The sequence below is a fragment of the Peribacillus sp. NPDC056705 genome, from assembly GCF_043656335.1.
Genome location: NZ_JBHTYI010000021.1, coordinates 1 through 23451, shown reverse-complemented (window position 1 = coordinate 23451; position 23451 = coordinate 1). Strand labels below are relative to the sequence as shown.

General features: G+C 43.1%; 24 protein-coding genes and 2 riboswitches. Of the genes, 4 read left to right on the top strand and 20 right to left on the bottom strand.

What is annotated here, in order from left to right; genetic code table 11:
* Positions 1-52: 52 nt before the first annotated feature.
* The 16 genes from ACFRAK_RS20045 to ACFRAK_RS19970 form a co-directional block, all read right to left on the bottom strand.
* Positions 53-325 (bottom strand): HU family DNA-binding protein, encoded by a 273-nt coding sequence (locus ACFRAK_RS20045; RefSeq protein ID WP_076371466.1) that lies wholly within the window; start codon positions 323-325, stop codon positions 53-55.
* Positions 326-474: 149 nt separating this feature from the next.
* Positions 475-1992: a cobyric acid synthase gene (locus tag ACFRAK_RS20040; protein ID WP_387708520.1), complete on the bottom strand. Its 1518-nt coding sequence runs from the start codon at positions 1990-1992 to the stop codon at positions 475-477.
* A 13-nt stretch (positions 1993-2005) separates the two neighbouring features.
* Positions 2006-2542 (bottom strand): cob(I)yrinic acid a,c-diamide adenosyltransferase, encoded by a 537-nt coding sequence (locus ACFRAK_RS20035; RefSeq protein ID WP_353871961.1) that lies wholly within the window; start codon positions 2540-2542, stop codon positions 2006-2008.
* 14 nt (positions 2543-2556) lie between these two features.
* Positions 2557-3120 (bottom strand): nitroreductase family protein, encoded by a 564-nt coding sequence (locus ACFRAK_RS20030; protein WP_394572315.1) that lies wholly within the window; start codon positions 3118-3120, stop codon positions 2557-2559.
* On the bottom strand, positions 3099-3908 hold the full coding sequence (gene cobA / locus ACFRAK_RS20025; protein ID WP_387595834.1) for a uroporphyrinogen-III C-methyltransferase: 810 nt from the start codon (positions 3906-3908) through the stop codon (positions 3099-3101). Before cobA ends, ACFRAK_RS20030 begins: the two co-directional genes overlap by 22 nt.
* A gap of 35 nt (positions 3909-3943) precedes the next feature.
* Complete coding sequence (locus ACFRAK_RS20020) at positions 3944-5338, bottom strand: cobyrinic acid a,c-diamide synthase CobB (RefSeq protein WP_387708189.1); 1395 nt, start codon at positions 5336-5338, stop codon at positions 3944-3946.
* Positions 5339-5353: 15 nt separating this feature from the next.
* Entirely contained in the window at positions 5354-6478 is a 1125-nt protein-coding gene (locus ACFRAK_RS20015; protein WP_394572314.1) for a cobalt-precorrin 5A hydrolase, read from the bottom strand.
* Positions 6475-7251: a precorrin-4 C(11)-methyltransferase gene (cobM, locus tag ACFRAK_RS20010; RefSeq protein WP_387595825.1), complete on the bottom strand. Its 777-nt coding sequence runs from the start codon at positions 7249-7251 to the stop codon at positions 6475-6477. Before cobM ends, ACFRAK_RS20015 begins: the two co-directional genes overlap by 4 nt.
* Positions 7248-7955: a precorrin-2 C(20)-methyltransferase gene (gene cobI, locus ACFRAK_RS20005; protein WP_394572312.1), complete on the bottom strand. Its 708-nt coding sequence runs from the start codon at positions 7953-7955 to the stop codon at positions 7248-7250. The genes cobM and cobI overlap by 4 nt, the downstream gene beginning before the upstream one ends.
* Entirely contained in the window at positions 7948-9162 is a 1215-nt protein-coding gene (gene cbiE / locus ACFRAK_RS20000) for a precorrin-6y C5,15-methyltransferase (decarboxylating) subunit CbiE (RefSeq protein WP_387706997.1), read from the bottom strand. Before cbiE ends, cobI begins: the two co-directional genes overlap by 8 nt.
* Entirely contained in the window at positions 9146-10258 is a 1113-nt protein-coding gene (locus ACFRAK_RS19995; RefSeq protein WP_387706978.1) for a cobalt-precorrin-5B (C(1))-methyltransferase, read from the bottom strand. The genes cbiE and ACFRAK_RS19995 overlap by 17 nt, the downstream gene beginning before the upstream one ends.
* A gap of 4 nt (positions 10259-10262) precedes the next feature.
* A complete protein-coding gene (locus tag ACFRAK_RS19990; protein ID WP_034312499.1) occupies positions 10263-10910 on the bottom strand; it encodes a precorrin-8X methylmutase in 648 nt (215 codons plus the stop codon).
* A gap of 12 nt (positions 10911-10922) precedes the next feature.
* Positions 10923-11693: a precorrin-6A reductase gene (gene cobK, locus ACFRAK_RS19985; RefSeq protein ID WP_387706982.1), complete on the bottom strand. Its 771-nt coding sequence runs from the start codon at positions 11691-11693 to the stop codon at positions 10923-10925.
* Entirely contained in the window at positions 11690-12580 is an 891-nt protein-coding gene (locus ACFRAK_RS19980; protein ID WP_394572309.1) for a sirohydrochlorin chelatase, read from the bottom strand. Before ACFRAK_RS19980 ends, cobK begins: the two co-directional genes overlap by 4 nt.
* Before the next feature lie 18 nt (positions 12581-12598).
* The gene (cobJ, locus tag ACFRAK_RS19975; RefSeq protein WP_387595808.1) at positions 12599-14236 is read right to left on the bottom strand and encodes a precorrin-3B C(17)-methyltransferase; all 1638 of its coding nucleotides are present in this window, start codon (positions 14234-14236) and stop codon (positions 12599-12601) included.
* Positions 14237-14250: 14 nt separating this feature from the next.
* Positions 14251-14619: a (2Fe-2S) ferredoxin domain-containing protein gene (locus ACFRAK_RS19970; protein WP_192204532.1), complete on the bottom strand. Its 369-nt coding sequence runs from the start codon at positions 14617-14619 to the stop codon at positions 14251-14253.
* A 150-nt stretch (positions 14620-14769) separates the two neighbouring features.
* Positions 14770-14960: riboswitch (cobalamin riboswitch) on the bottom strand.
* A 201-nt stretch (positions 14961-15161) separates the two neighbouring features.
* Positions 15162-15355, top strand: a riboswitch (cobalamin riboswitch).
* 173 nt (positions 15356-15528) lie between these two features.
* Between ACFRAK_RS19970 and ACFRAK_RS19965 the strand changes: the two genes are divergently transcribed.
* The 4 genes from ACFRAK_RS19965 to ACFRAK_RS19950 are packed head-to-tail and all read left to right on the top strand — an operon-like array spanning position 15529 to position 18212.
* A complete protein-coding gene (locus tag ACFRAK_RS19965; RefSeq protein ID WP_387706988.1) occupies positions 15529-16272 on the top strand; it encodes an energy-coupling factor ABC transporter permease in 744 nt (247 codons plus the stop codon).
* Position 16273: 1 nt separating this feature from the next.
* The gene (locus ACFRAK_RS19960; RefSeq protein WP_260286199.1) at positions 16274-16585 is read left to right on the top strand and encodes an energy-coupling factor ABC transporter substrate-binding protein; all 312 of its coding nucleotides are present in this window, start codon (positions 16274-16276) and stop codon (positions 16583-16585) included.
* Positions 16572-17348, top strand: coding sequence for a cobalt ECF transporter T component CbiQ (cbiQ, locus tag ACFRAK_RS19955; RefSeq protein ID WP_387706991.1), 777 nt, complete (start codon positions 16572-16574; stop codon positions 17346-17348). The genes ACFRAK_RS19960 and cbiQ overlap by 14 nt, the downstream gene beginning before the upstream one ends.
* Positions 17349-17366: 18 nt before the next feature.
* Positions 17367-18212 carry an energy-coupling factor ABC transporter ATP-binding protein gene (locus ACFRAK_RS19950; protein ID WP_394572308.1) on the top strand — a complete coding sequence of 282 codons (846 nt, stop codon included), beginning with the start codon at positions 17367-17369 and terminating at the stop codon, positions 18210-18212.
* Between the two features lie 103 nt (positions 18213-18315).
* Here ACFRAK_RS19950 and ACFRAK_RS19945 read toward each other — a convergent pair whose 3' ends face one another.
* The 4 genes from ACFRAK_RS19945 to ACFRAK_RS19930 all read right to left on the bottom strand — a co-directional run bounded on the left by ACFRAK_RS19945 (position 18316) and on the right by ACFRAK_RS19930 (position 23347).
* The gene (locus ACFRAK_RS19945) at positions 18316-18534 is read right to left on the bottom strand and encodes a YozQ family protein (protein ID WP_387706995.1); all 219 of its coding nucleotides are present in this window, start codon (positions 18532-18534) and stop codon (positions 18316-18318) included.
* A 168-nt stretch (positions 18535-18702) separates the two neighbouring features.
* A complete protein-coding gene (locus ACFRAK_RS19940) occupies positions 18703-20130 on the bottom strand; it encodes an alanine/glycine:cation symporter family protein (protein ID WP_387595792.1) in 1428 nt (475 codons plus the stop codon).
* 442 nt (positions 20131-20572) lie between these two features.
* Positions 20573-22147: a class I adenylate-forming enzyme family protein gene (locus ACFRAK_RS19935; protein WP_394572307.1), complete on the bottom strand. Its 1575-nt coding sequence runs from the start codon at positions 22145-22147 to the stop codon at positions 20573-20575.
* Between the two features lie 27 nt (positions 22148-22174).
* Positions 22175-23347 carry an acyl-CoA dehydrogenase family protein gene (locus tag ACFRAK_RS19930; protein ID WP_387708481.1) on the bottom strand — a complete coding sequence of 391 codons (1173 nt, stop codon included), beginning with the start codon at positions 23345-23347 and terminating at the stop codon, positions 22175-22177.
* Positions 23348-23451 lie beyond the last annotated feature (104 nt).

Here is a 23451-nt window from a genome sequence, read left to right as displayed (position 1 = left end):
CATAAAAAACCTGGCGAGCATTGCTTCGCCAGGTTTTTTCGTCGTTCATCATTTATTTTACTGCGTCTTTTAATTCCTTACCTGCTTTAAATGCCGGTACTTTACTAGCTGCAATTTGTATTTCTTCGCCAGTTTGCGGGTTTCTTCCTGTACGGGCAGCACGGTCGCGCACTTCAAATGTACCAAAACCAACTAATTGGATTTTTTCTTCTTTAGCAAGTGTAGCCGTGATTGTTTCAAACAACGCATCCACTACTTTTTTTGCTTCGTCTTTTGTCAGTTCAGCTTGTGCTGCAACACTGCTCACTAATTCTGTTTTATTCATATGAACACCTCATCCTTTTATTTTGTATAAAGTATGTAGAGAAGACAACATAACATATCTTGTATGCCCCTGTCACTTATTATGGCTAAATAAAAGGAATTGCAGCTCTAAATCGAGCTTTTTTGAAGATAAAAGGGCTTTGATTAACATTAACTTCCTGCAGTTTCCAGATGCAGCCATTGATAGATGGTATCCATATCAATGTTTTCCTCCAAATGGGAAGCCAAGAGATTGTAGGCTTCTTCCCTACGCTCCGAGTCGCTTTGGACATTCTCCTTCACTTCTTCCAACCCCTTGTTCCGTCGAATTTGGTTTACTAGCAATCTAGTGAACAGGCGATTATGGAATATCCCATGAAGATATGTTCCCATTACCTTGTTGTCATTGGAAATGGCTCCATCCTCTCTTCCATCCTTCAATAAAAGAAAGGGCCTTACTTGCAACTTCAATGTCGTTCTGCCTAAATGTATTTCGAAACCGTTAAGATTCATTTGACCTTCCATTATACCGGCAGAAAGGACACCTTCCATTTGTACCGTTTTCTTTTCTGCCTGAAAAACGGTTTCCACCGGAAGAAGCGAGAGCCCGTACGCGTTCTCACCGTCACCTTCGACCGCATCAGGATCGAAAAGTTTAGTCCCTAGCATTTGAAAACCGCCGCATATGCCAAAGATCATCGTTCCTTGTTTCCGCAGTTCTTTGATTTCCCGATCCAACCCCATACGATTCAACCATTCTAAATCTTCCATCGTGTTTTTTGTACCAGGCAAAATTACCAGATCGGGATTACCTAACTCATGAACACTGTTTACTAGGCGGACACCTACTCCGGGTTCATCAAAAAAAGGATCCACATCAGTAAAATTGGAGATCCGCGGAAATCTCAAGACGGCTACATCGATCGGGAACTCAGCCTTTTTAGGTTTTTTAAAACGTAAGGAAGAGAGGGCAAGTGAATCTTCCGCTTCAATATTCACGTCTAGATAGGGCAGTACCCCGAGAACCGGAATCCCGGTTTCCTTTTCCACCCATTCAATGCCATCGTCCAACAATTCACGCATGCCACGAAATTTATTGATGATGATCCCCTTTACACTATCTCGTTCATCTTGATCCAATAAAGCAAGTGTGCCGATGATGGAGGCAAATACTCCACCACGATCAATATCGGCCACCAAAATGACTGCCGCATCCGTGAGTTTAGCCATTCGCATATTCGCGATATCCCGGTCCTTAAGGTTAATTTCAGCCGGACTTCCTGCCCCTTCGAGTACGATGATGTCATAGTCTTCTTGAAGTTTTTCGACCGATTTACGGATGATCGGCATGGCTTCCTGGACAAATTGGGACCGATAGCTTTTTGCATTCATATCAAGAAAATGCTTTCCATGCACGATGACTTCTGAAACCATATCCTGCTTTGGTTTCAGTAATATCGGATTCATATCGGTCGTTGCCGTGATCCTTGCTGCTTCCGCCTGTACTCCCTGAGCCCGTCCGATTTCACCGCCATCCAAGGTTACATAAGAATTTAAAGCCATGTTTTGTGATTTGAATGGGACGACACGTAACCCTTTATTGGCAAATACCCGGCAAAATGCCGTACAAATCAAACTTTTCCCTACATCAGATGACGTCCCTTGTATCATGATGGATCGTGCCTTCATTACATTCACCCCCTTAAAACTCTAATCCTTTGACAGCGCCGATGCCCTCGTCATAATAATGCTTGGTCGCCTCAATCGATGAAACCAAATCGGCCATTTCCATAAGCTCTGGCTTGGCATCCCTGCCGGTAATGACTATGTGCATATGAGCGGGACGACTTCGAATCGCATCGATGACTTCAGTCAATGGCAAGACGTCTTCGATCGGGAATTTGGAAATCGCCAATGCATTGTTCAACTCATCCAAAACAAGTAAATCAATGCCGGGATCACTAAGGGCCAGTCTCGCCTTTTCCCAAGCTAACGATAATGCGTTGCGATGCTCTTCTGGAGTTTTGGTCCATGTAAAACCAATTCCTAGCTGTTCCATTTCAACTCCTAATTTTTTCAAAGCCAATGCTTCCCCATAGGTACGCTCTGGAGATTTTATGAACTGAAGGTATTTGACATTCATTCCTCTGCCGATTGCCCTTAAAGTCACCCCTAATGAGGCAGTCGTCTTCCCTTTCCCGTTACCTGTATAAATAAGCATTAATCCTCTGCGTGCCACTCACTCACCTACCTTCATAGCCAAACTGTTTTTTCTATGTATGAAGTCCTTTTAGTAGCAGGAACCGGTTGATCGCCTTTAGGGTATCCGACAAAAATGGTGCCGATCACTTTTTTGTTTTCCGGTGAACCGATAAATTCGTGCAGACGTTTATCCCTGACAAGACCCACTCCTCTAGTGCGCCAAACGAATCCGAGACCAAGTTCTTTTGCGGCAAGCCACATCGAATGGACGGCACAACAAGAAGCGAATACATTGTCTTCGGATGAATCCGGATCATCAGGCAAAATATCGGAAGTCACGACGATGATAAGCGGTGTCGTCTTTACAACTTCCAGTGAACTTTCAATCAATTTCGGTTTGGTCGGGAAGCGTTCATGTAAATACCTTTCTGCCAATCTTTCATAACGCTGCTTCGCCTCTCCCTTGATTACATAAAAACTCCAAGGCTCACGCAATCGATCGTTAGGGGCATAGGTAGCCGCTTCCAATAGCTGCCTGATTTTTTGGTCTTCCACTTCTTTTTCTTCGTAATTCCTTATTGCCCGGCGTTCCTTCAGTTCTTGAATGATGGACATTCCGACTCATTCCCTTCAATAATGGACTCTGATTCAATCACTCTTTCAAACCATTGGATTTTTTCTCTTAATTGGACGACATCCCCTACTAGAAAGATTGATGGATTTTGAATTTCTTCTTTTATAGCCTTCATAGAAATCGAACTCAAAGTACCGGTAATCGTCCTTTGATTTTCTGTCGTGCCCCATTCAATGACAGCCACTGGCGTATTGCCGTCCCTTCCATGCTCCATCAATTTTTCACAGATAAACGGCATATTACCTATTCCCATATAAAAGGCGATGGTATCGATGCCCTGAGCCAATGCCTGCCAATTCAAGTTATCCTGCCCCTTGTAATCACGGCCATGGCCTGTCACAATCGCATAACTTGAGGCATGATCACGGTGGGTCACCGGGATGCCCGCATAAGCCGGTGCTGCGATTCCCGCTGTGATTCCTGGGACGATATCATATTCAATCCCATTAGCAGCCAGTATCTCCGCTTCCTCACCGCCCCGCCCAAAGACAAACGGATCTCCACCCTTCAGACGGGTGACGTTTTTCCCCTGTAAGGCTTTTTCCACTAAAAGTTCATGTATTTCATTTTGAATGAGATGATGTTTCCCTGGTGATTTCCCGCAATACACCAGCTCTGCATCTTCTTTTGCATACGTTAATAATTCTGGATTGACAAGCCTGTCATATGCAATGACATCCGCCTTTTGGATACATTCCAGTCCATATACCGTAATCAGTTTCGGATCTCCGGGACCCGCACCGACCAGATGAACTTTTCCCGGTTTCATGCTCGCGCCTCCTCTTAATCTTCAAAAAATATCTTTTACTTGTCGATAGTTTCATGGGCAGATCTGTTTTTTTGTTTTAAGCAAGCATCGATCCAGTTCTTTGCAAGTGTTGGATTGGAAGCAAAATGAAAGTGCGTATACCCAGCAACAAGGTTACCCAATACACACCCCTCTTGTTTCGAACCGAATCTGCCTTTAGCTTCATAAGCATGTGTAAGTTCATCATCCGCTTCAAATGTCGAGTAGTGGAATTCATGTCCTTTGGCCTGCTCCATTTCATTGATCAAAAAATTGACTGGAGTTCCTGTAATTTCTCGATACCCTAGTGCTGCAAGTTTTTTCTGCATTTTAATCCTGCCCGGAATAATACCTGCCATCTGATGCGTTTCTCCGGAAGTCGTTTCAATCGATTTGCTCAAAAACATGAAACCGCCACATTCCGCTAGAGTCGGCATCCCTTTTTCAATGGAGCTTCTGATGGATTTGATAGCACCCACATTACCGGAAAGTTCAGCTGCAAACTCCTCAGGAAAACCGCCTCCTAGGTATAAACCATCAGCATCCAATGGAACTTCATCCCCTTTCAATGGAGAAAAATACTTGATGGTCGCCCCAAATGCTTCAAGCAACTCAAGGTTTTCCTGATAATAAAAATTGAAGGCTGCATCTTTTGCGACGGCAATGCACACTTCCTTTTCATTTTGGGGTTGAAATATATTTGAGTTTCCACTGGAAACGGGGCTTGTCTTGGATAAATGGTACAACTGATCGATATCGATCGTTTCCATGACTAATTGTTCAAGCTTATCGAAAAACGGATTTAGTTCCCCGCGTTCAATAGCTGGAATTAAACCCAAATGACGGCTTGGAATATCTATATCCATTTCCCGCTTCATATAACCAAGCACCGGTACATCGCATTCTTGCTCAATGGCTGATTTGACAATTTTGTAATGCCCCGCACTTCCCACTTGATTGGCAATGACACCAATGATGTTCGGACCGGTCGAAAAGGCCTGAAATCCTTTTACAATGGCAGCTGCACTCCGTGCCATGCTGGCACAGTTGACTACCAACAGGACAGGACTTTGCGTGATGATGCTGATTTCAGCTGTCGATCCTGTATTGGATAAAGGACTTTTGCCATCGAAGAAGCCCATGACTCCTTCGATGATCGATATATCAGATCCGGTACCTGCTTTGGTAAGAATTTCCCGGACAGTGTCATGTTCGAACATCCAACTGTCAAGATTGCGTGAAATCCGTCCTGTAACCGCTGTATGATAAGTAGGGTCAATATAGTCAGGACCACATTTGAACCCTTGGACAGTATAGCCTTTCTTCTGGAGGGCTGCCATGATTCCGATGGTCAACGTTGTTTTACCGACACCGCTTCCGGTACCCGCAATTACCAATCTTCTATCGTTCATATTTGCTTCTCCTCCTTAAAAAGGTATGATGCCAACTGAAATGGTTACGTTACCCGATTTTTTCTTAACCAGCTCCAATTGTTCAGCTTTAGCATAAATCCTCACAGCCGGTTCACTCACTCCATATGCACCCGTGTATTTAAATACTGTTTCCGATGGCGCTTCGATTTTGGCTTGATTAAGCTCCTCCGGTTCATAATGCACGAATTCCCAGCCGTATTTTTCAACTACTTCAATCAAGCCGATTTCGTCTTTCTTTAAGGAAATTGTACAGATCGCTTTAACGCTTTTTAATGAAAACGATAATTCCGCTAGTGTTTCTGCAATCACCTGCTCAATTTCAGCTGCCGCTGTTCCCCTATTGCACCCGATACCGAGGGCAATGACTTTTGGCCGATATACGATCCCATTTTCAAGGATCCCATTTTCCGACTGGCTAAGAATACGGTGAGTTACGACCAGCGCTGCTTGCGGCTTTGCTTGAAGCGCTTCTTCAATGGATGGGTATACGATTATGCGTTCGGGTAATGCCGTTTCATAAGTCCACCAATTCCGTTCACCTGATTCCTGTACAACGGCAACATGCTCTTCATTGACAACGGACGCACTCACTGGCGTCAATTTTTCTGCAGAATCCCAAATCCAGCCGAAGCGCTGTCCGAATAAGTCGACAGGAATCGTTTTTTGAACATCCGAAGCCGTAGTGATTATAGCTCTTGCGTCAAGGGCTGCAGCAACTTCCTTAGTCAGTTCATTCGCTCCTCCCAGATGCCCTGACAGTACACTGATGACATTTTCCCCTTTATCGTCAATGACAACGACACCCGGATCCGTTTTCTTATCCTTCAAAATTGGTGCAATCATTCTGACTACCGCACCGAGTGAAATAATTAATATGATTCCTTTATATTCCTTGAATAAAGCGGGTAATAGCATACGGACACTGCCCGAAAAAAGCTGGACCTGTTTATGCTCTTCGTCCCCTTTTTCAAACTTGCTCATGTAATATAGATCGGAATTCGAAAAAACGGTATGTAATTTTCGTGCCAGCTCGACACCATGCTTTGTAATCGCCACGATTGCATAAGTATGAGACCGTTTAATGGGAGCAAGTTCCGCTTCTTTCAGTTCAATGATCATGGCTTAACACCTTTTCTGAAACCGTGGGTAAAACTCGCATCATATAATTTGGATCGGTATTCATCTTTATCATGGATGGCAGGGTCCAACGCCCATCCAGCCAAAATCATCGCATGCTTGCGGATACCATTTCGACGCATATCATCATCTAAGTTCACTAACGTGGTACGGACGATTTTTTGGTCCGGCCATGTTGCCCTTTGAATGACTGCTATCGGAGTATCATCCTTCCAACCGGCCTCCTGGAGTTCTTTAACGATTTTTTTAGTCAAGGTCGCACTCAAGAAAAGGGCAATCGTACAGTGGTGACTTGCCAAATCACGTAACTTCTCAAATTCCGGAACAGGCGTACGTCCTTCAGCCCTCGTCAAAATGAGTGTCTGAGTTAAATCAGGGATAGTCAGCTCTGCTCCTATTGCAGCTGCCGAGGCGAAAACCGAACTTACGCCCGGGATCACCTCATAACCAATACCCTCTTTCTTCAAAAGGACAATTTGTTCCATGATTGCACCGTACATGGCAGGATCCCCTGTATGGATTCTAGCAACCATCTTTCCTTCTCTAACACGCTCAACCATGATGCCAACAATTTCCTCCAAATGCATACCTGCCGTTTTTAGCACCTCGGCATCGGGTTTTGCCTTAGCAATCAATTCTTCATTCACTAATGAATCCGTATATAAAATCACATCAGCCGTTTGGAGAATGTTCAATCCTTTTACAGTTATCAAATCCGGGTCACCCGGGCCAGCACCTACAATATATATCTTCATTTTCTCACCACCATCAATGTTAAGTATTCTAGTTCAAGTCCTTCCAATTCACTTACTTTCCAAATCACTTCTTCATCGGAAGTGACTTTGGTTACGACCGAGGCCTTTTCAAGCAGGTCCAAATCTTTTAAAACGGTAATCATTAAATCGATGACCTTTGCCACTTTTATGAACACCACGGCATCATGATCTTCGATCGCCTTCTTCATCGCTTCATAGTCATCCCTTGCAGGAACTATCGCCACATGGTCATCACCATCAGCCAAAGCGATGCCCAGTCTTGACGCTGACCCATTAAAAGAAGAAATGCCCGGGACTGTCTTGATTTCGACTTCGGGATGCAACTCCTGCATCAATTTCATCATATGTATGAACGTACTATATAAAAGCGGATCGCCTTCCGTAACGAAAGCAACATCTTTACCTTCATTTAATTTTTGCCAAACTTTTTCGACCGTTCCCTTCCATTCCCGATCCAAAATCGCTTGATCTTTCGTCATCGGAAAAACCAGCCCCAGCATATCCTTCTCTTCAGGACGAATGTAAACTTCAACAATGCGATGGGCGTAGCTTTTACTCCCTTTTCTTTTTTTTGGATACGCAATGACCGGAGATTCCTGAATCACGCGAAATGCCTTTACTGTAATAAGCTCTGGATCGCCCGGGCCCACGCCAAGGCCAAATAATGTACCAAGATTACTCATTCATGTCTTCCTTTCGTTGTGCAGTAATGATATACACAGGATTAAGCGGAACAAATCTGTTCATTCCCAATATTGGCTTACTTCTGGAGATTTGGGCATGCATGATGGAAGTGTGAAAACCAGCTTCAGCAAATGCCTCATTAGCCCTGTAAAGATTCTCAATCGTCGCAGCATTCAGAACGATTCTGCCGCCTTCTTTCAATCGTTTGCAGCATGTATGGATGAGATCTGCCATTTCGCCGCCGGTCCCGCCAATGAAGATCGCATCAGGATCCGGAAAAGTTTCCAGTCCTTGCGGAGCTTTTCCATGAATGGCCGTTATATCTGTACGGAATTTACGCTGGTTTTGATAACAGTTTTCTAAATCAGGCTCATTTTTTTCAATTGCGAAAATTTGGCCTTCGGATGCAAGCTTGGCCGCTTCAATTGCCATTGAGCCCGTACACGTCCCAACATCCCAAACGGTGCTGTTTTTCCTGAGTTTCAACGCTTGCAGGCTTAATACCCGAATTTCCTTTTTGGTTATGAGGCCTTTGTCGGGTTTCCGCTGCGAAAATTCTTCATCTTCTATCCCCAAGGACCAGCTTGGACCTTCTGATTTTCTTTTCAAAATGACGACATTCAACGGCGAGAATTCCCGCTCCGCCATTTCTTCAAGTTCATACCAGCCAGAGTCTTCGGTTTCTCCTTGAAGATTTTCAGCCACAAATGCCCGGTATTCAGTCATTCCGAATGAAATGAGATATTTAGCAAGTTGATTGGGACTATTTTCGATGTCAGTAAGCAAAGCTACTTTCGCTTTCCCATCTATCCTTTGGGCCAGACCTTTCATACTGCGGCCATGAACACTGACTAGGAAGGCATCTTGCCAGCTTTCACCCATTTTTGCAAAAGCAAGCTGAATTGAACTGAAATATGGGTAAACCTCTATGTTGATTTTGCTTGAAAGATAGCCTCCCATCCCATAAAACAATGGGTCACCGGAAGCTAAGACAACTGTTGGATGAGTTTCATCCCGCAGTTGTTCCACCACCTTTTTCAAACCGCCCTTTATGACAATCTTCTTGCCAGAATAGTTCGGAAAAAACGATAAGACCCGTTCACCTCCGACCAGCACTTCACTTTCTTCTATCCATTGGGCATATTGGGGCAGCAAGCTCTCCTGACCGTTATCCCCTATCCCGATTAATTTAATCGATTGACTCAATTCCAACAGCCCTTCCCAGTAATTGTCCCTTCAACGAATAAATCGCCGTTTCCATTTCAATTCCGCCCTTCACTTGCTTTATGGCAGAGTGACAGCAGGATTCACATAGTTTATTAAAAAAATCAACATTATTTATCGCTGACATCATGTCCCCGACTTGGGACGCCGTGTTTGCATTCTTGATTTCAAGAACAAGATCATCTTCAGCTCCGACGCTTTGGGCTATTTCCGATAGAAAACCGAAGTCGACCGGGGCACTTTTTGAATGCACCATCATCACACCTTGGGCCACTTTGGAGAATTTCCCCATCATGCCGACCAATGATACCTTTTTAATTCCCTGTCTCTTACATTGCTTAAGTGAGAAGCCCACAAAGTCACCCATTTCAATAAAGGCTTCCTCAGGCAAATCCTGGATAAGGCCCATCGCATACTTTTCACTGCGCCCGCCAGTAGTTAAGACAAGATGCTCACAGCCACTCGCTTTGGCGACACTTATAGCCTGGACGATGCTTGCCATATAGGCTGAACTGGAAAAAGGGACGACAGTGCCCCTTGTTCCTAAAATGGAAATGCCCCCCACAATCCCCAAGCGGCCATTTAATGTTTTTTTCGCTATTTCTTCACCTGCTGGCACGGAGATGACGACTTTCACTCCTCTATTGATCTTAAATTCTTCCAATGTTTGTTCCACAGTGGTTAAAATCATTTTGCGCGGTACAGGATTAATGGCCGCTTCTCCTACAGGGACAGGAAGCCCGGGTTTGGTCACACGCCCCACACCTATCCCTCCATCCAGGATAATCCCAGGTGCCTCCGACCAGCTGACCGTAGAGATAATATGTGCCAGATGGGTAGCATCGGGATCATCTCCGGCATCTTTGATCGTTTCAGCACTAACCGCATTTTCCGAAATAGCATATTTCTCAATAGTGAAAGTGGCATCTCGCCCGATGGGCAAGGAAATCGTCGCTTCCTCAAGTGCATCCCCCGTGATCAATGCAGTCAATGCCGCTTTAGTCACGGCAGTCGAACATGCCCCTGTCGTATACCCATGACGCATTTGTGAGGGGTCTTTTTTTACTTTCTTTTCCATGATTTTAACTATCAGCTAAAAGGGAAATCGCGTTCAATGCAGCAACAGTGACAGTACTTCCACCTTTTCGGCCAATATTCGTAATGAATGGAACCTCCGTGATCTTAGCGAGTTCCTCTTTAGATTCCGCTGCAGAAACAAACCCAACAGGCATTCCAATGATTAAGTCCGGTTTTGCAATCCCTTCTTTAATAAGGCGAATGAGCTCAAGTAAAGCTGTAGGTGCATTGCCAATGGCATAAATGCCCCCTTCATTTTCCTTAACGGCTTTTTGCATCGAAATGATCGCCCTTGTCGTATTCAAACGTTTTGCTTCGACCATCACATCCGGATCTGAAATATAGCAATGAACGTCCCCGCCGTGTTTTTGAAATCTTTTTTTGCCTGTACCGCTCTCGATCATTTGCACATCCGCAATGACATGTCTACCTTTGCGAATGGCTTCCACACCAGCTTGAATGGCATTTGGATGGATGATGACACTTCTTCCCAATTCAAAATCCGCTGAAGCATGAATGACCCGGCGGACGATCTTCCATTCATCTTCAGAAAAATCATGATTGCCCATTTCTTCAGCAATGATTGAGAAGCTATAATCATATATTTTGTCTGGGTCTACCGTTAGTGGTTTAAAATCCGTTTTAAAATCCATCTTGCATTCCTCCTATTTTTCATTTAGTTGTTTATTCAACTCGGCGATGACATGATCAAAACTGGAATGAACATTTTGATAGTCAACATCCGGTCGCGATATCATGATCGTCTCTATTCCACATTCCAACGCTGCTTCCAATTTCTCATCAACCGCACCGACCTTGCCACTTTCTTTCGTAATCATCAATGTGACCCCATACTGTTCATATAGAGCTTTATTTAATTCTTTGGAAAATGGCCCTTGAATCGCAACGATATTTTTTTGCTCAATGCCCAGCTGAGCACATTTTTCCATATTATCCATGCGTGGCAGCATTCTCGCTATGACTCTTGTATTCTCTAGCCCTACCAATTCTTTTGCGAACACCGCCAGGGTTTTACTTCCTGTCGTAAGCATGATGACTCCCCGTCTCACAGCAGCAAGCTTAGCAGCTTCCTCATAATCACGGACAACTATCAATTTATCATTCTGAAACCGTTGACTTTCACGCTCATAACGAATATAAGGGACATTTGCTGCCTTTGCTCCGTTAAGGGCGTTCTTGGATGCTTCTTCGGCAAATGGGTGACTTGCATCAACTACTGCCTGGAGACCTTTTTCCGAGATTAAAGATGTCATATCCTCTGCAGTTAATCGGCCAATCCGGGTGGTTATGCCTGCATCTTGCAAACTTTTAGCTGCCGACCCGGTTACAACAGTTGCCAAAACCTTGAATCCCACCTGCTGCATCTCAATCGCTAATTCCCTTGCATCACTTGTACCCGCCAAAAACAAAATCATTTTGACGTCCCCACCACTTGCCCAACGTGATCGTGATGATGGTCGTGATCGTGGTCATGATGGTGATGATGGTGGGCATGTCCATATTTCTCGACATGTTTACGATAGTTTTCCAAATCACGTGCCCCGCTTGATCTGCCCTCACTAGCTTCAATTACACGTTCTTGCAGAATGTTCTGTAATGTTGGATGATATCCAAAATACTTAGCCAAAATGAATTCTTGATCTTGATATTGCTCTTGATAGCCTTTCAGCATATCCTCCATTCTTTCCATCAACACACCTGTGAACAGGAAATATGGCAGCATCACTACTTTTTTTGCCCCTAAGCGGATGCATCGTTCAATACCTTCGTCAACGTGCGGGTCCGTTACACCCATGAAAGCTGCTTCGACCCATTTTACGTTCAATTTTTCCCATAATAATCGTGAAATTTTATATATATCACTATTTGCATCAGGATCACTGCCACCTCGGCCAATCAGCAATATTGCTGTCTCTGCCTGTTCAGAAGCTGTATCGAATCCCGCTTCCTCAAGACGGTCTGTCAGGATTGTCAATATATCATGGTGGACCCCGATCGTTTGGCCATATGTGAATTTCACTTCTGGATACTTTGTTTTCCCATCCTCTATTTCAGCTGGGATATGTAATTTCGAATGTCCTGCATGCAACAAAATGATTGGTATGACGATAACTTCAGAAGCCCCTCGTTTTACACAATTATCAATGCCTTTGGATATATTCGGTGCCGCAAATTCCAAGAAGCACGTTTCAACAAGGAAGCGCCCATCCAATGCCGGAACCATATTTTCAATAAATTGAAGGACTTCTTCGTTTCCCGAAGCCAAACGGCTTCCGTGTCCTACGAACAAAACTGCTTTCATTTACTTTCCCCCTCTTGATTAGTCTTCACAAGGCGCAGGCTCTATGTTTATTTTGGGAGCGATGTCCTGATAAGAAAAATTCTGTATCTTTTTCGAACGTTTGAAGTATTTAAAAAGCCGCTCATTTGGATGGGCATTTTGCTTATACTCCGCGACAATGTCCGTAATCAGTTCAACAAGCTGTTCCGGTTCAATGCCTTCTGCAACAGGCTGACCTGGATGGGCTGTTCTTCCAACCGGTTTAGCTCCAAGAAATAAGTCAAACTTCCCTTTTCGGAAGACAATCCCGATATCATCCATCACAGCACTATAACAAGCCATCCCACACCCATTAAAACCGATGTTTAGTTCCTTTGGCATTTTCATTCCGCCAAGCACCCGATGTATTTCATCCGCATAAGGAATGGATTCGGTTTTTTCGCCATCACAGAAATCACATGCTTTTAATGTCAGTACATCTCCAATCGGTGATAATAGAAAGTTTGCTGACTGCAATTTCCCCGTAATGACTTCCGGATCCATTGTCGGTATCTTTAATACGATTTTATGATTTGGCGTGTATTCCATCGTGCCCTTTTCCCCGACAACTTCCGCAAGTGTCATCATTTGTTTGGGAGTGAATTGTTTATTCGCCACACCTGGACTAACGGCAAGTTCGAATACCGACTCCATTTTTTGCTGAACAATCGGCTCAATGGATTGCTGAACGGTTTGACCTTTGACTCTTGACAGTGCTTCCATTGCCATTTCAAAGGAAGCTGGCTTCTTTTCAGGTGCTTTTGTAAGTAATCCAACTCCTCCAGAGGATTCGGTGAAGGCTTCTTGATCTAATGCCCACGGTTCCGCTTCTTTTTGCAGACGCTGATGCGGCTTCAATGGTTGCTTTTCCGAATTCAAAGTATATTTCCTCTGATAGCCTCTTGGTGTAATGATTTTGTCATCATATAAAAAGGTGGAGGAATTACCAATAATGACAGTGGTCAACATTCCAATATCGTGGTTCAACATCTCTTTTAAATTGGTTATGACAATATCTTGCCTATCGCGATAGGCACTTTTCACCAACCCGACAGGTGTATCGGGTGAACGGTAGCGAAGGAGAATCTTCTGTGTTTCAACAATTTGCCTCGTCCGCCTGCCGCTGCGCGGATTATACAGGGCAATGACAAAGTCTGCCATTGCAGCTGCTTCAACCCTTTTAGCGATCAGTTCCCAAGGAGTTAGATGATCACTGAGGCTGATTGTACACGAATCGTGCATGACTGGTGCCCCAAGTAAAGATGCACAAGAGTTGATTGCAGAAATGCCAGGAATGACTTCAATACCCACTCCAGTTTCTTCTTTCCAGCCTTTTTCAATCAATACTTCATAAACCAACCCAGCCATCCCGTAAACCCCAGCATCCCCGCTGGAGATTACCGCAACTTTCTTACCCAGCTCCGCTTGTTTCACTGCTTCCTGAGCACGCGATACCTCTTCAGTCATCCCCGTACTAATAATCGTTTGATCTGTAAGCAGTCCCTGAATGAGTTCAACATAAGTTTTATAACCAATGATGTAGTCACTTTCTTGAAGGGCTTCGACAGCACGTTTGGTAATGTGTTCAAAATTCCCTGGTCCAAAGCCCACGACGAATAATTTACCGTTTGTACTCATTAAGACATCTCCTTTTACGCTTTGTTCTTTGAAATACCCGTATGAGCAGGAAAATTTGGATTGGGTGCCATTTCCCCATCATTGAATTGGTAGATCATTTGTGGAACAAACTCCCCATCATCGATATGGCTGACAATTTGGCGGCCGAAATCAGGCGTCTCCACTCGATACCAGTTTCCTTGAGGATAGGCAATCACAACGCAGGCATCCTTACATCTTCCGTTACACCGTGTCCTCGTTGTATGGATTTTCATGTCCAGTCCTTTGGAAGTAATTTCATCGCGAATCGCCTGGGTTACTTCTTCCCCGCCCTTTTTCATACAGCTGCTTCCATTACAAATCAACAGATGTGTATTTGTACCCATTAAGTTCCAAGTAGTCATCTTCTTCCTCCTGCGTTCAGGGAAAAGGCAAAATAAAAAACCTTAACATAAGAGTCAAGGTTTAAAAAAACTATATGGATGAGGAGCCCCAGGCAAGAATGCCCAATCTCCCGAAATCGTCATAGTCCTTCTACCTTTCCCTCCGAAAAGTATCATGCAATTTTAAAAGCAGGTTTCCTGGCTTACGCTTCATTTTACCTTGTCCCTTCCCGGCAACAATGCCAGTGGCTATCGACAATTTCATCAGCGTTTACAGTAGCGGGGGCTGCATCGGACTTTCACCGATTTCCCTATTATCCCTTGCATATTCACACAAGGGCACTTTTAAAATGAAATATTTGGTTTTATTATACATTTCTAACTAACTTTATCTATCATATAACAACTTTATCAAAATTCAATAGTTTATTCCGACTGTTTAGAAAAGTTTAATAGTGTATATCCTGTCAACAAGCCTTTCCTTGCAACAAACTTAGTCAAAAAAAAAAGATAGTATAGCTGGAATTATTTCTTTATGGTACACTATACGAGAATTTTCTAAATAATTACATAAGTTTTATGGTGTTGAATTTTTCGGAATTCAGCTTAAAAGGGAAGCCGGTGAAAATCCGGAGCGGTCCCGCCACTGTAAAGGGGAGTCCTATTACTTTAACAATTCCACTGTCAAATGAGATGGGAAGGATGTAATGGGATGATGAACCAAAGCCAGGAGACCTGCCATGAAGCGTGAAACTGTTTCAACCTACGAGGATGGGTGTGCGGATCAGGCAGAAAGGCCCATGGTTGGTTTATGCTGCAAAATTCCTGTTCATTACGCACTTCTTTCCTTTGAGAGAAGTGCTTTTTATGTTGGGCCGCCTTTCTTCTCAAGATTGTTCAGAAAAATTAAAAGTTTTGAAAGGAGAAAGAATGAAAAGAACCAATTGGAAGACCATTTATTTTGTCATTTTACTGCTTTTCGTCCCAAAACGGGCAATGGCCATGCATATCATGGAGGGCTTTTTACCCATTGAATGGGCTATATTCTGGTGGGCCGTGACGCTTCCATTTTTAATCCTAGGTTACCGGTCCATTAGAACCAAAGTAAGGGAAAACCCAGAAACAAAAATGATGCTTGGCCTATCGGGTGCATTTGTATTCATTTTATCCGCCCTAAAGATTCCTTCTGTTACGGGAAGTTCTTCACACCCTACCGGAGTTGGTTTGGGCTCCATTTTATTCGGTCCATTGGCCATGAGTGTCGTTGGCTCCATCGTTCTATTATTTCAAGCCGTTTTACTGGCTCACGGAGGATTGACGACATTAGGGGCCAATGCATTTTCCATGGCCGTTTGCGGACCGCTCATTGCTTACTTCGTCTTCAAGGGCGCAACTAAATTGGGTTGGTCCTTTTCACTTGCCGTGTTCTTGGCTGCTGCTTTTGGAGATTTGGGAACCTATGTAGTAACTTCCATTCAACTTGCTCTTGCTTTTCCATCCGAGGTAGGAGGATTCATGGCCTCTTTCAGTAAATTTGCAGGGATTTTTGCCCTGACCCAAATTCCCTTGGCAATCAGTGAGGGGCTACTGACAGTCGTCGTGATGAATTTCTTAAAAAAATACAATCTAGGCGAATTGAAGTTGCTGCGAGTTTTATCTAAGGAGGCCCGTTAACATGAAAAAAAGTTTACTGCTGCTTTTCCTGGTGGTCGTTCTTGCTACCATACCGTTAATCACGCAACAAGGAACGGAATTTGGCGGTGCCGATGGAGAAGCTGAAGAAGCCATCACTAAAATCCAGCCGGAATACAAGCCATGGTTCAACAGTATTTGGGAGCCGCCAGGTGCGGAAACCGAAAGTTTATTATTTGCGCTGCAAGCTGCAATCGGAGCCGGTTTCATTGGTTATTTCATAGGTGTAACGAAACAAAGGAATAAGCAAACCAAACAGGAAATTCCCGGAAAATCGAAGCATGTTACTCATTGATAAATATGCCTATTTCAATGGGCTAAAGGATGTACATCCGTTAGAAAAGATGGTTTTTGCAATCTCCCTTTTGCTATTTTCGTTAACGGTAAGGGATATGACCGTTTCACTCATCACTTTTACGGTGATGAGCGCTTTAATCATTTTTGCGGCAAAAATCCCGGTTTCTTATTATTTTAAATTACTTCTATTACCGGGATTTTTTATACTATCAGGAACCATTACCATCCTTTTTTCTTTTACAAGCAAATTTACTTCGTTTTCGAATATATGGTGGTCCTGGAAGGTCGGGAACTGGCAAATATTCATCAGCGATGACAGCATAGGAACAGTGATCAATTTGATCACTGTCGTAATAGGCAGCATCAGCTGTTTATATTTTCTCACCTTAACTACACCCATTACCGTCATTCTATCGGTGATGCGAAAACTTAAAGTGCCTTCCTTATTGGTCGATTTAATAGAATTGACCTATCGCTTCATCTTTATTTTTTTAGAAACAGCTTTGGCCATTCACCAATCACAAGCTTCACGGCTGGGGTATGGTTCGTTAAGGAAAGGCATTCGCTCTCTCGGATTACTAACCTCATCATTATTTTTAGGAGTATTGCAGCGCTCTGGACATTTGACGATGGCAATGAACGCAAGAGGCTATCAGGAGAACCTTTCCTATATCGAGGATACTTACACTTACTCCTCACGCAATTGGCTGATCGCGATTGTAATACTAGGAAGCTTAATCTTTATTAATGGATATTTGTAAATTGGAGGCAACCCAAGAATGGACGAGCATATTTTTCATATAGAAGGCCTCACCCATCAATTCGCGGATGGAACGTTTGCTTTAAACGATCTTTCGCTAACGATCCAACACGGTAAAAAGATAGCATTATTAGGCAATAATGGTGCCGGCAAATCGACTTTATTCCTCCATTTAAATGGTCTTTTACAACCTACGGCAGGAAAGATCAGATTTAAGGGCAAGAAAATGAAATATGACCGTAAAGCATTATTATCATTACGAAAGCAAGTGGGGATTGTTTTTCAAGATCCCGACTCGCAGCTCTTTTCCGCTAATGTACAACAGGATATATCGTTTGGACCGATGAATTTAGGATGGGATAGAAATGCAGTCCAGGAGAAAGTAAATTGGGCGATGGCTGAAACGGAAATAACGGAACTGAAAGACAGACCCACCCATTTTTTGAGCCTTGGGCAAAAAAAACGTGTCGCCATTGCAGGGGTACTCGCCATGGAACCTGATGTCTGGCTCTTGGATGAGCCTACAGCTGGATTGGATCCTTATTTCTCAAGACAGATCATGGCTCTGCTGGACAGTATCCACCACCATCACAGAACGATAATCCTATCAACTCATGATGTTAATTTAGCATATCAATGGGCTGATGAAGTCGTTGTCATGAACGATGGTATGGTCATATACCAAGGGGATCTCGTATCCGTTTTCCATGATGAAGACGTTTTGCTGCAGGCACATCTGGAGAAGCCGTGGGTTTTTGAAATGTTTCAAGCCCTTCTTCAATCAAGGGAACCTTTAGTACGGGACCTTTTCCCAAGAACGAAGGAAGAATTGCTTCAAATGTTGGAGACTGAAAGGATTTATTAATTAAGCATCCCCTAGCTATTGTTTCCTCTTTCCAAAAGCTAGGGGGTCTTTAAAATAGCAGGCGATCATTTTTGTTCCTAAAAACCAAAAATCTTATTATTTATTACTTTTCTTCCTCGGTTCTTTCTTTTGCAAGCTCAATATCTCTTCCGTTCACATCATCAACGACTGCTTTTACCTCCCCTTCCGCATAAGTATCCGAAACTTGTTCGTGGGTTGTAGCCAGTCCAGAAGATAAATGATCTTCCCGTTTATAATCACTAACATCATATATTCTTCCGGCAATTTCTGAAGATTCATTTTTTGATTGCTTGCTATCCATTTTTTTCACTCCTAGTTTTAAATTGTCCAATCATCCATTGACAGCTGTATTAAGACAAAGGTATTTTGTGTAAAAACTGAAGCAATATTCAATAATGATAAAAAAAGGCAAAAAAAGCTTACAAGTAAAATCCCCTTTCAAGGGCTCTACATGTAAGCTATTGAGAGCTTAGGCTTCCTTCTTCACATCCACATTATCGGATGGGTCACCCCAACATTCCACATTCTTCAAGCCTTTAATATTGTTCACATGGAAGACAGGATTTTTCCCACTTTTCTTTTGCTTTTGATAATCCGCCAATGCAGCAAATGCAATCTTCCCTAGTAACGCTATGGCGATTAGGTTGATAATGGCCATAAGGGCCATCAGCAAGTCAGCCAATCCCCAAACAAAATCCAGTGAGGCTAGAGAACCGAATATCACCATCCCTACGACTGCGATGCGATAGATGTTTAACCAAACCTTATTTTCATTGATGAAGCCAATGTTCGACTCTCCATAATAATAGTTGCCCACAATGGAGCTAAAAGCGAATAACAGTACAATGATGGCAAGGAAAATACCCGCCCAAGATCCCAATGCCGTTCCAAGGGCATTCTGGGTAAGGACGATTCCATCCGTTTCCTTCGATGTATAAAGACCTGAAAACAAAATGATGAAGGCAGTTGAACTGCAAATGATGAGCGTATCGACAAAAACACCCAGTGACTGAATGAGCCCTTGCTTGACGGGATGACTGACATCTGCCGTCGCGCCAGCATTAGGTGCACTACCCATCCCGGCTTCATTTGAAAATAGGCCGCGCTTGATTCCCTGCATCATGGCTGCTCCCAGTACTCCACCAGCCACTTCTTTTATGCCATTAAATGCACTTTCAAAGATCAGAACAAAAACACCCGGTAACTCGGTAATATTCATGATGATGATAATCAACGCCACTATCACATAGGCTCCTGCCATGATCGGAACGATGACCTCAGAGACCTTTGCAACCAATTTGATCCCGCCAAAAATGATGACAGCCGTGACGATTGCCAGGATGACAGCCGTAACCCACTTTTCAATCCCAAACGATTCGTTGAATGCGCTTGTAATAGTATTGGCTTGTACCGAATTGAAAGCTAGTCCAAATGTCAGCGAAATCAACACAGCGAAAGTGATGCCCATCCAGCGGGCATTCAATGCTTTTTCCATATAATACGCAGGACCGCCGCGGAATGCATCCCCATCCTTGACCTTATAGATTTGAGCAAGTGTACTTTCAATGAAAGCCGAAGCAGATCCGATCAGTGCTATTAACCACATCCAGAAAACGGCTCCAGGGCCGCCCGTCGTGATCGCTATGGCAACACCTGCAAGGTTACCCGTTCCTACCCGGGAAGCCGTACTAATACAAAATGCCTGAAAGGATGTCACACCTTTTTTTTCCGCAGTGGCCCCTTCGCCCAATAGCCGGAACATTTCCCTTATCATTCTGAATTGAACAAACTTCGTGCGGACGGAAAAATAAAGACCCAATCCAATCAACATGATGATCAATATGGAAGACCATAACACATCATTTGTCTCACTAATAAAATTTTCTAAGATCTCCATTAAAACAAACCCCTCTACTTCACGCTAATTATTATTATAAAAACATATACAGCTATAATTTATTCCCCTATTCATTGGGGAGATAAACAAATGAAGCCATAAAAAAAAGGAAATTCCGTAATGAATCTCCAATACAATTATATATTATATCCTAACACTCTATTTTTTTCATTCATGAATTAGTGTAATCTATCGAAATATATACTATTTCGATATTATTTCCTTTGGATAAAAATCTTTCTTCCTCACTTCATTTTACATTCACTGCAACGTTATTTAAATTCCTAATCAAAACAACCTGGATATAGCAAAGCCTCACACGACCTGTTTCCAGAATAAAGTGCGAGGCTTATTTTGCATTCCTTTCTCTCTTATATTCTGGTTAGCTGTTGGTCTCAATGTTGAAATCAAATCTTTTAGGATATCCTTTTTTCTGCCTCTCCTAGATGGTTAGTATACCTTGTGCAAACATCTTTCTTAATTCTTTCTTATCAATTTTTCCAATCGGCGTTAATGGAAACTTATCTAGAAAATAGACTACCTTAGGAACCATATACTTTGAGGTTTTTTGTTTGCAGAAATCAATTAATTCCTCACTAGTACAGTTCACCCCTTCTTGCAGTGATGCAACGACACACACTACTTCTCCCCAATCTGGATGGGGAACACCTATGCAAGCACTTAATGCAACAGAAGGGTGGAGGTTCATCACCCGCTCAACTTCTGAAGAATATACGTTCATCCCACCTGAAATGATCATATCTTTCTTTCTATCCACAATAAAAAGGTAACCGCTTTCATCCCATTTGCCAATATCACCAGTGTAGAACCAGCCATCACGGATGGATTCCTGGGTAAGATCAGGTCTTTGATAATAGCCTGTCATCATCGCTGGCGATTTTACGATAATTTCGCCAAGCTCGGAAGGTTTTACATCATTTCCTTCTTCATCAATCAATCGAACTTCGGTAAGCATGCACGGTTTTCCACAACTTTTCAAAATTTCCGGATTATTATGATAAGCCCATACATGAGCGCTTTTCGATAGTCTTGTAATGACAATATTACATTCTGTCATGCCGTATTGCTGGCGCATGATGGGCCCGAATACTTCAAAGGCTTCTTTAAGGCGCTTTTGTGAAATTGGTGACGCGCCGTAGAAAATATTGCGCATGGTGCTCATATCATATTCCATCTTCTTTGTCTGATCAAGTAGTCTGTATAACATGGTCGGTACCATGAATGTCGTCGTAATTTCATGTTCCTTTATCGCCCGTATGAATTCTGCAGCGTCGAATGATCTCATCACATAGACATGGACGCCCGAAACAAGGGATCTCCAAAGTAATGAACCGGCTGAATGCACAATAGGCGTACTTAGTAATACTCGGTCTCGGTCGTCAAGTGGGTCTTCGATAGCGGCAGAAAGTATGGCGGCGCCGAGTCCCTTCTGGGAATGCATGACGCCTTTCGGTGTACCCGTTGTCCCGCCTGTATATGACAGAAGGGCAATGTCTTCCGCTTCAGCTAAAGGCAAGTCTAAATTATTTATTTCATCGGGCCATTGAAACCGTTCAAACTCCTCTGGATAATTAATAGTAAAGCCAGGAAGCCCAATGATATGGACATCTTCCTTCTTCATTTCTTCCAAATACTCAAAGAAGGTGTCAAAGTGCGTCTTTGTAGCTATTATGACCACTTCTGGTTTTGCTTCCTTAAGGATGAATTGTATTTCTCGTTTCCCCAGTTTTTCACTTAATGGCACTAAGGTAGCTCCACATTGCTGGATGGCCAAACCAAACATCACACTTTCCAAACTGTTTGGAATGATGGTCGCTATGCGGACACCCCTTCCCGCACCTAAGCGAAGTAAATAAGAAGAGATAAGGTTTGTTTTCTTCCATAACTCGTCGTAGGTTATCGTTTCACCGGTTGGCAACAAAGTAATTGCGGGCAGTTCGCCGAATCGTTTCATTCCTTTATTCAACAGTGACTGAAATGTCAACTTATGCAGCATGCATTTTTTCCTCCTTCGAAAAAGGTTTTACCCTTTTAATAATGCTTTGGCAATTGTATTTTTTTGAATTTCCGAGGTTCCGCTCAATATCCGATACATCCGTGCGCTCCTGTACATTTTTTCTACTGGATGACCTTTTACCAAGCCTTTGGAGCCAAAAATTTGGATGGCCTTGTCAGCCACACGGCTATTTACTTCTGAAGCAAACAGCTTTGCCATGGACGTACCGGCGCGATCCTCTTTTCCTTGATCAATTTTTTCTACCACATCATAGACCATGCACCTTGCTGCATAGATTTCCGTCGCCATTTCTGCGAGCATATGCTGAATTGCCTGAAAATCACAAATGGGCCGGCCGTGTTGGATTCGCGTTTTAGCATGCTCAATAGATAAAGTGAGAAGGTGTTGAGCCATTCCGATAAAGCCAGCCGCATGGGAAGCGCGATTTGTGTTTATTCTCTTCAATCCGAGCAGCAACCCTTTTCCTGGTTCTCCAATTATATTGGCGGCAGGCACTCGACATTGATTGAAATTCAATTCAGCATGTATGCGCTCTCCTGATAGGGGAACTTGAATATCTCCTAGTTCGAACCCCGAATGTTGGGGTGTTTTTTTATCTACTAAGAAAGCAGTGATTCTTTCTTTTTCTCCTTCCTGAGATTCTTTCGCTATGACAATGGCGAAATCAGCATAGGGTGCAGCACTGATAAAATGTTTTTTTCCATTTAATATATAATCATTTCCTTCTTTAACGGCTGTTGTTTCGATAGCAAAGGCGTCCGATCCGGCATTTGGTTCTGTAAGGGCAAAGCAGCAGCTCGCTTCCCCCTTCACGACGGGCATCACATATTTTTCTATTTGCTCCGGTGTAAAGCTTTCCAACATCTGACCAATTCTTAGCGGCCCGCCAATCTCGCCGATAACCTGCCCCCATAACACTGCTCCGGAACGGGCCAATTCTTCCTTGAACATGCATAATCCTTTTAAGCTAACATCTTGTCCACCATACTTTTCAGGGAGGTTAATTCCGTAAAAACCCAATTCACTGGATCGTTTTCTTGCCCATTTAATGGCTTCCATCGGGATATCCTCTTCAGCGTTCAATCCTTGCTCCTGTTCATATGGAAGCAATTCATCCTGAATGAAATCCTGCAACTTTGCTTGAAGTACCTCTAATTTCTCTTCCTGCGTTGTTACCATAAGTTTCCCCTTTCATTTTTCGATTTTCGTCATAATGTTTGAATATTTTAAATGTTATAAAACTAATTTTAAATGTAAATAATTTTTAAGTAAAATAATGATAT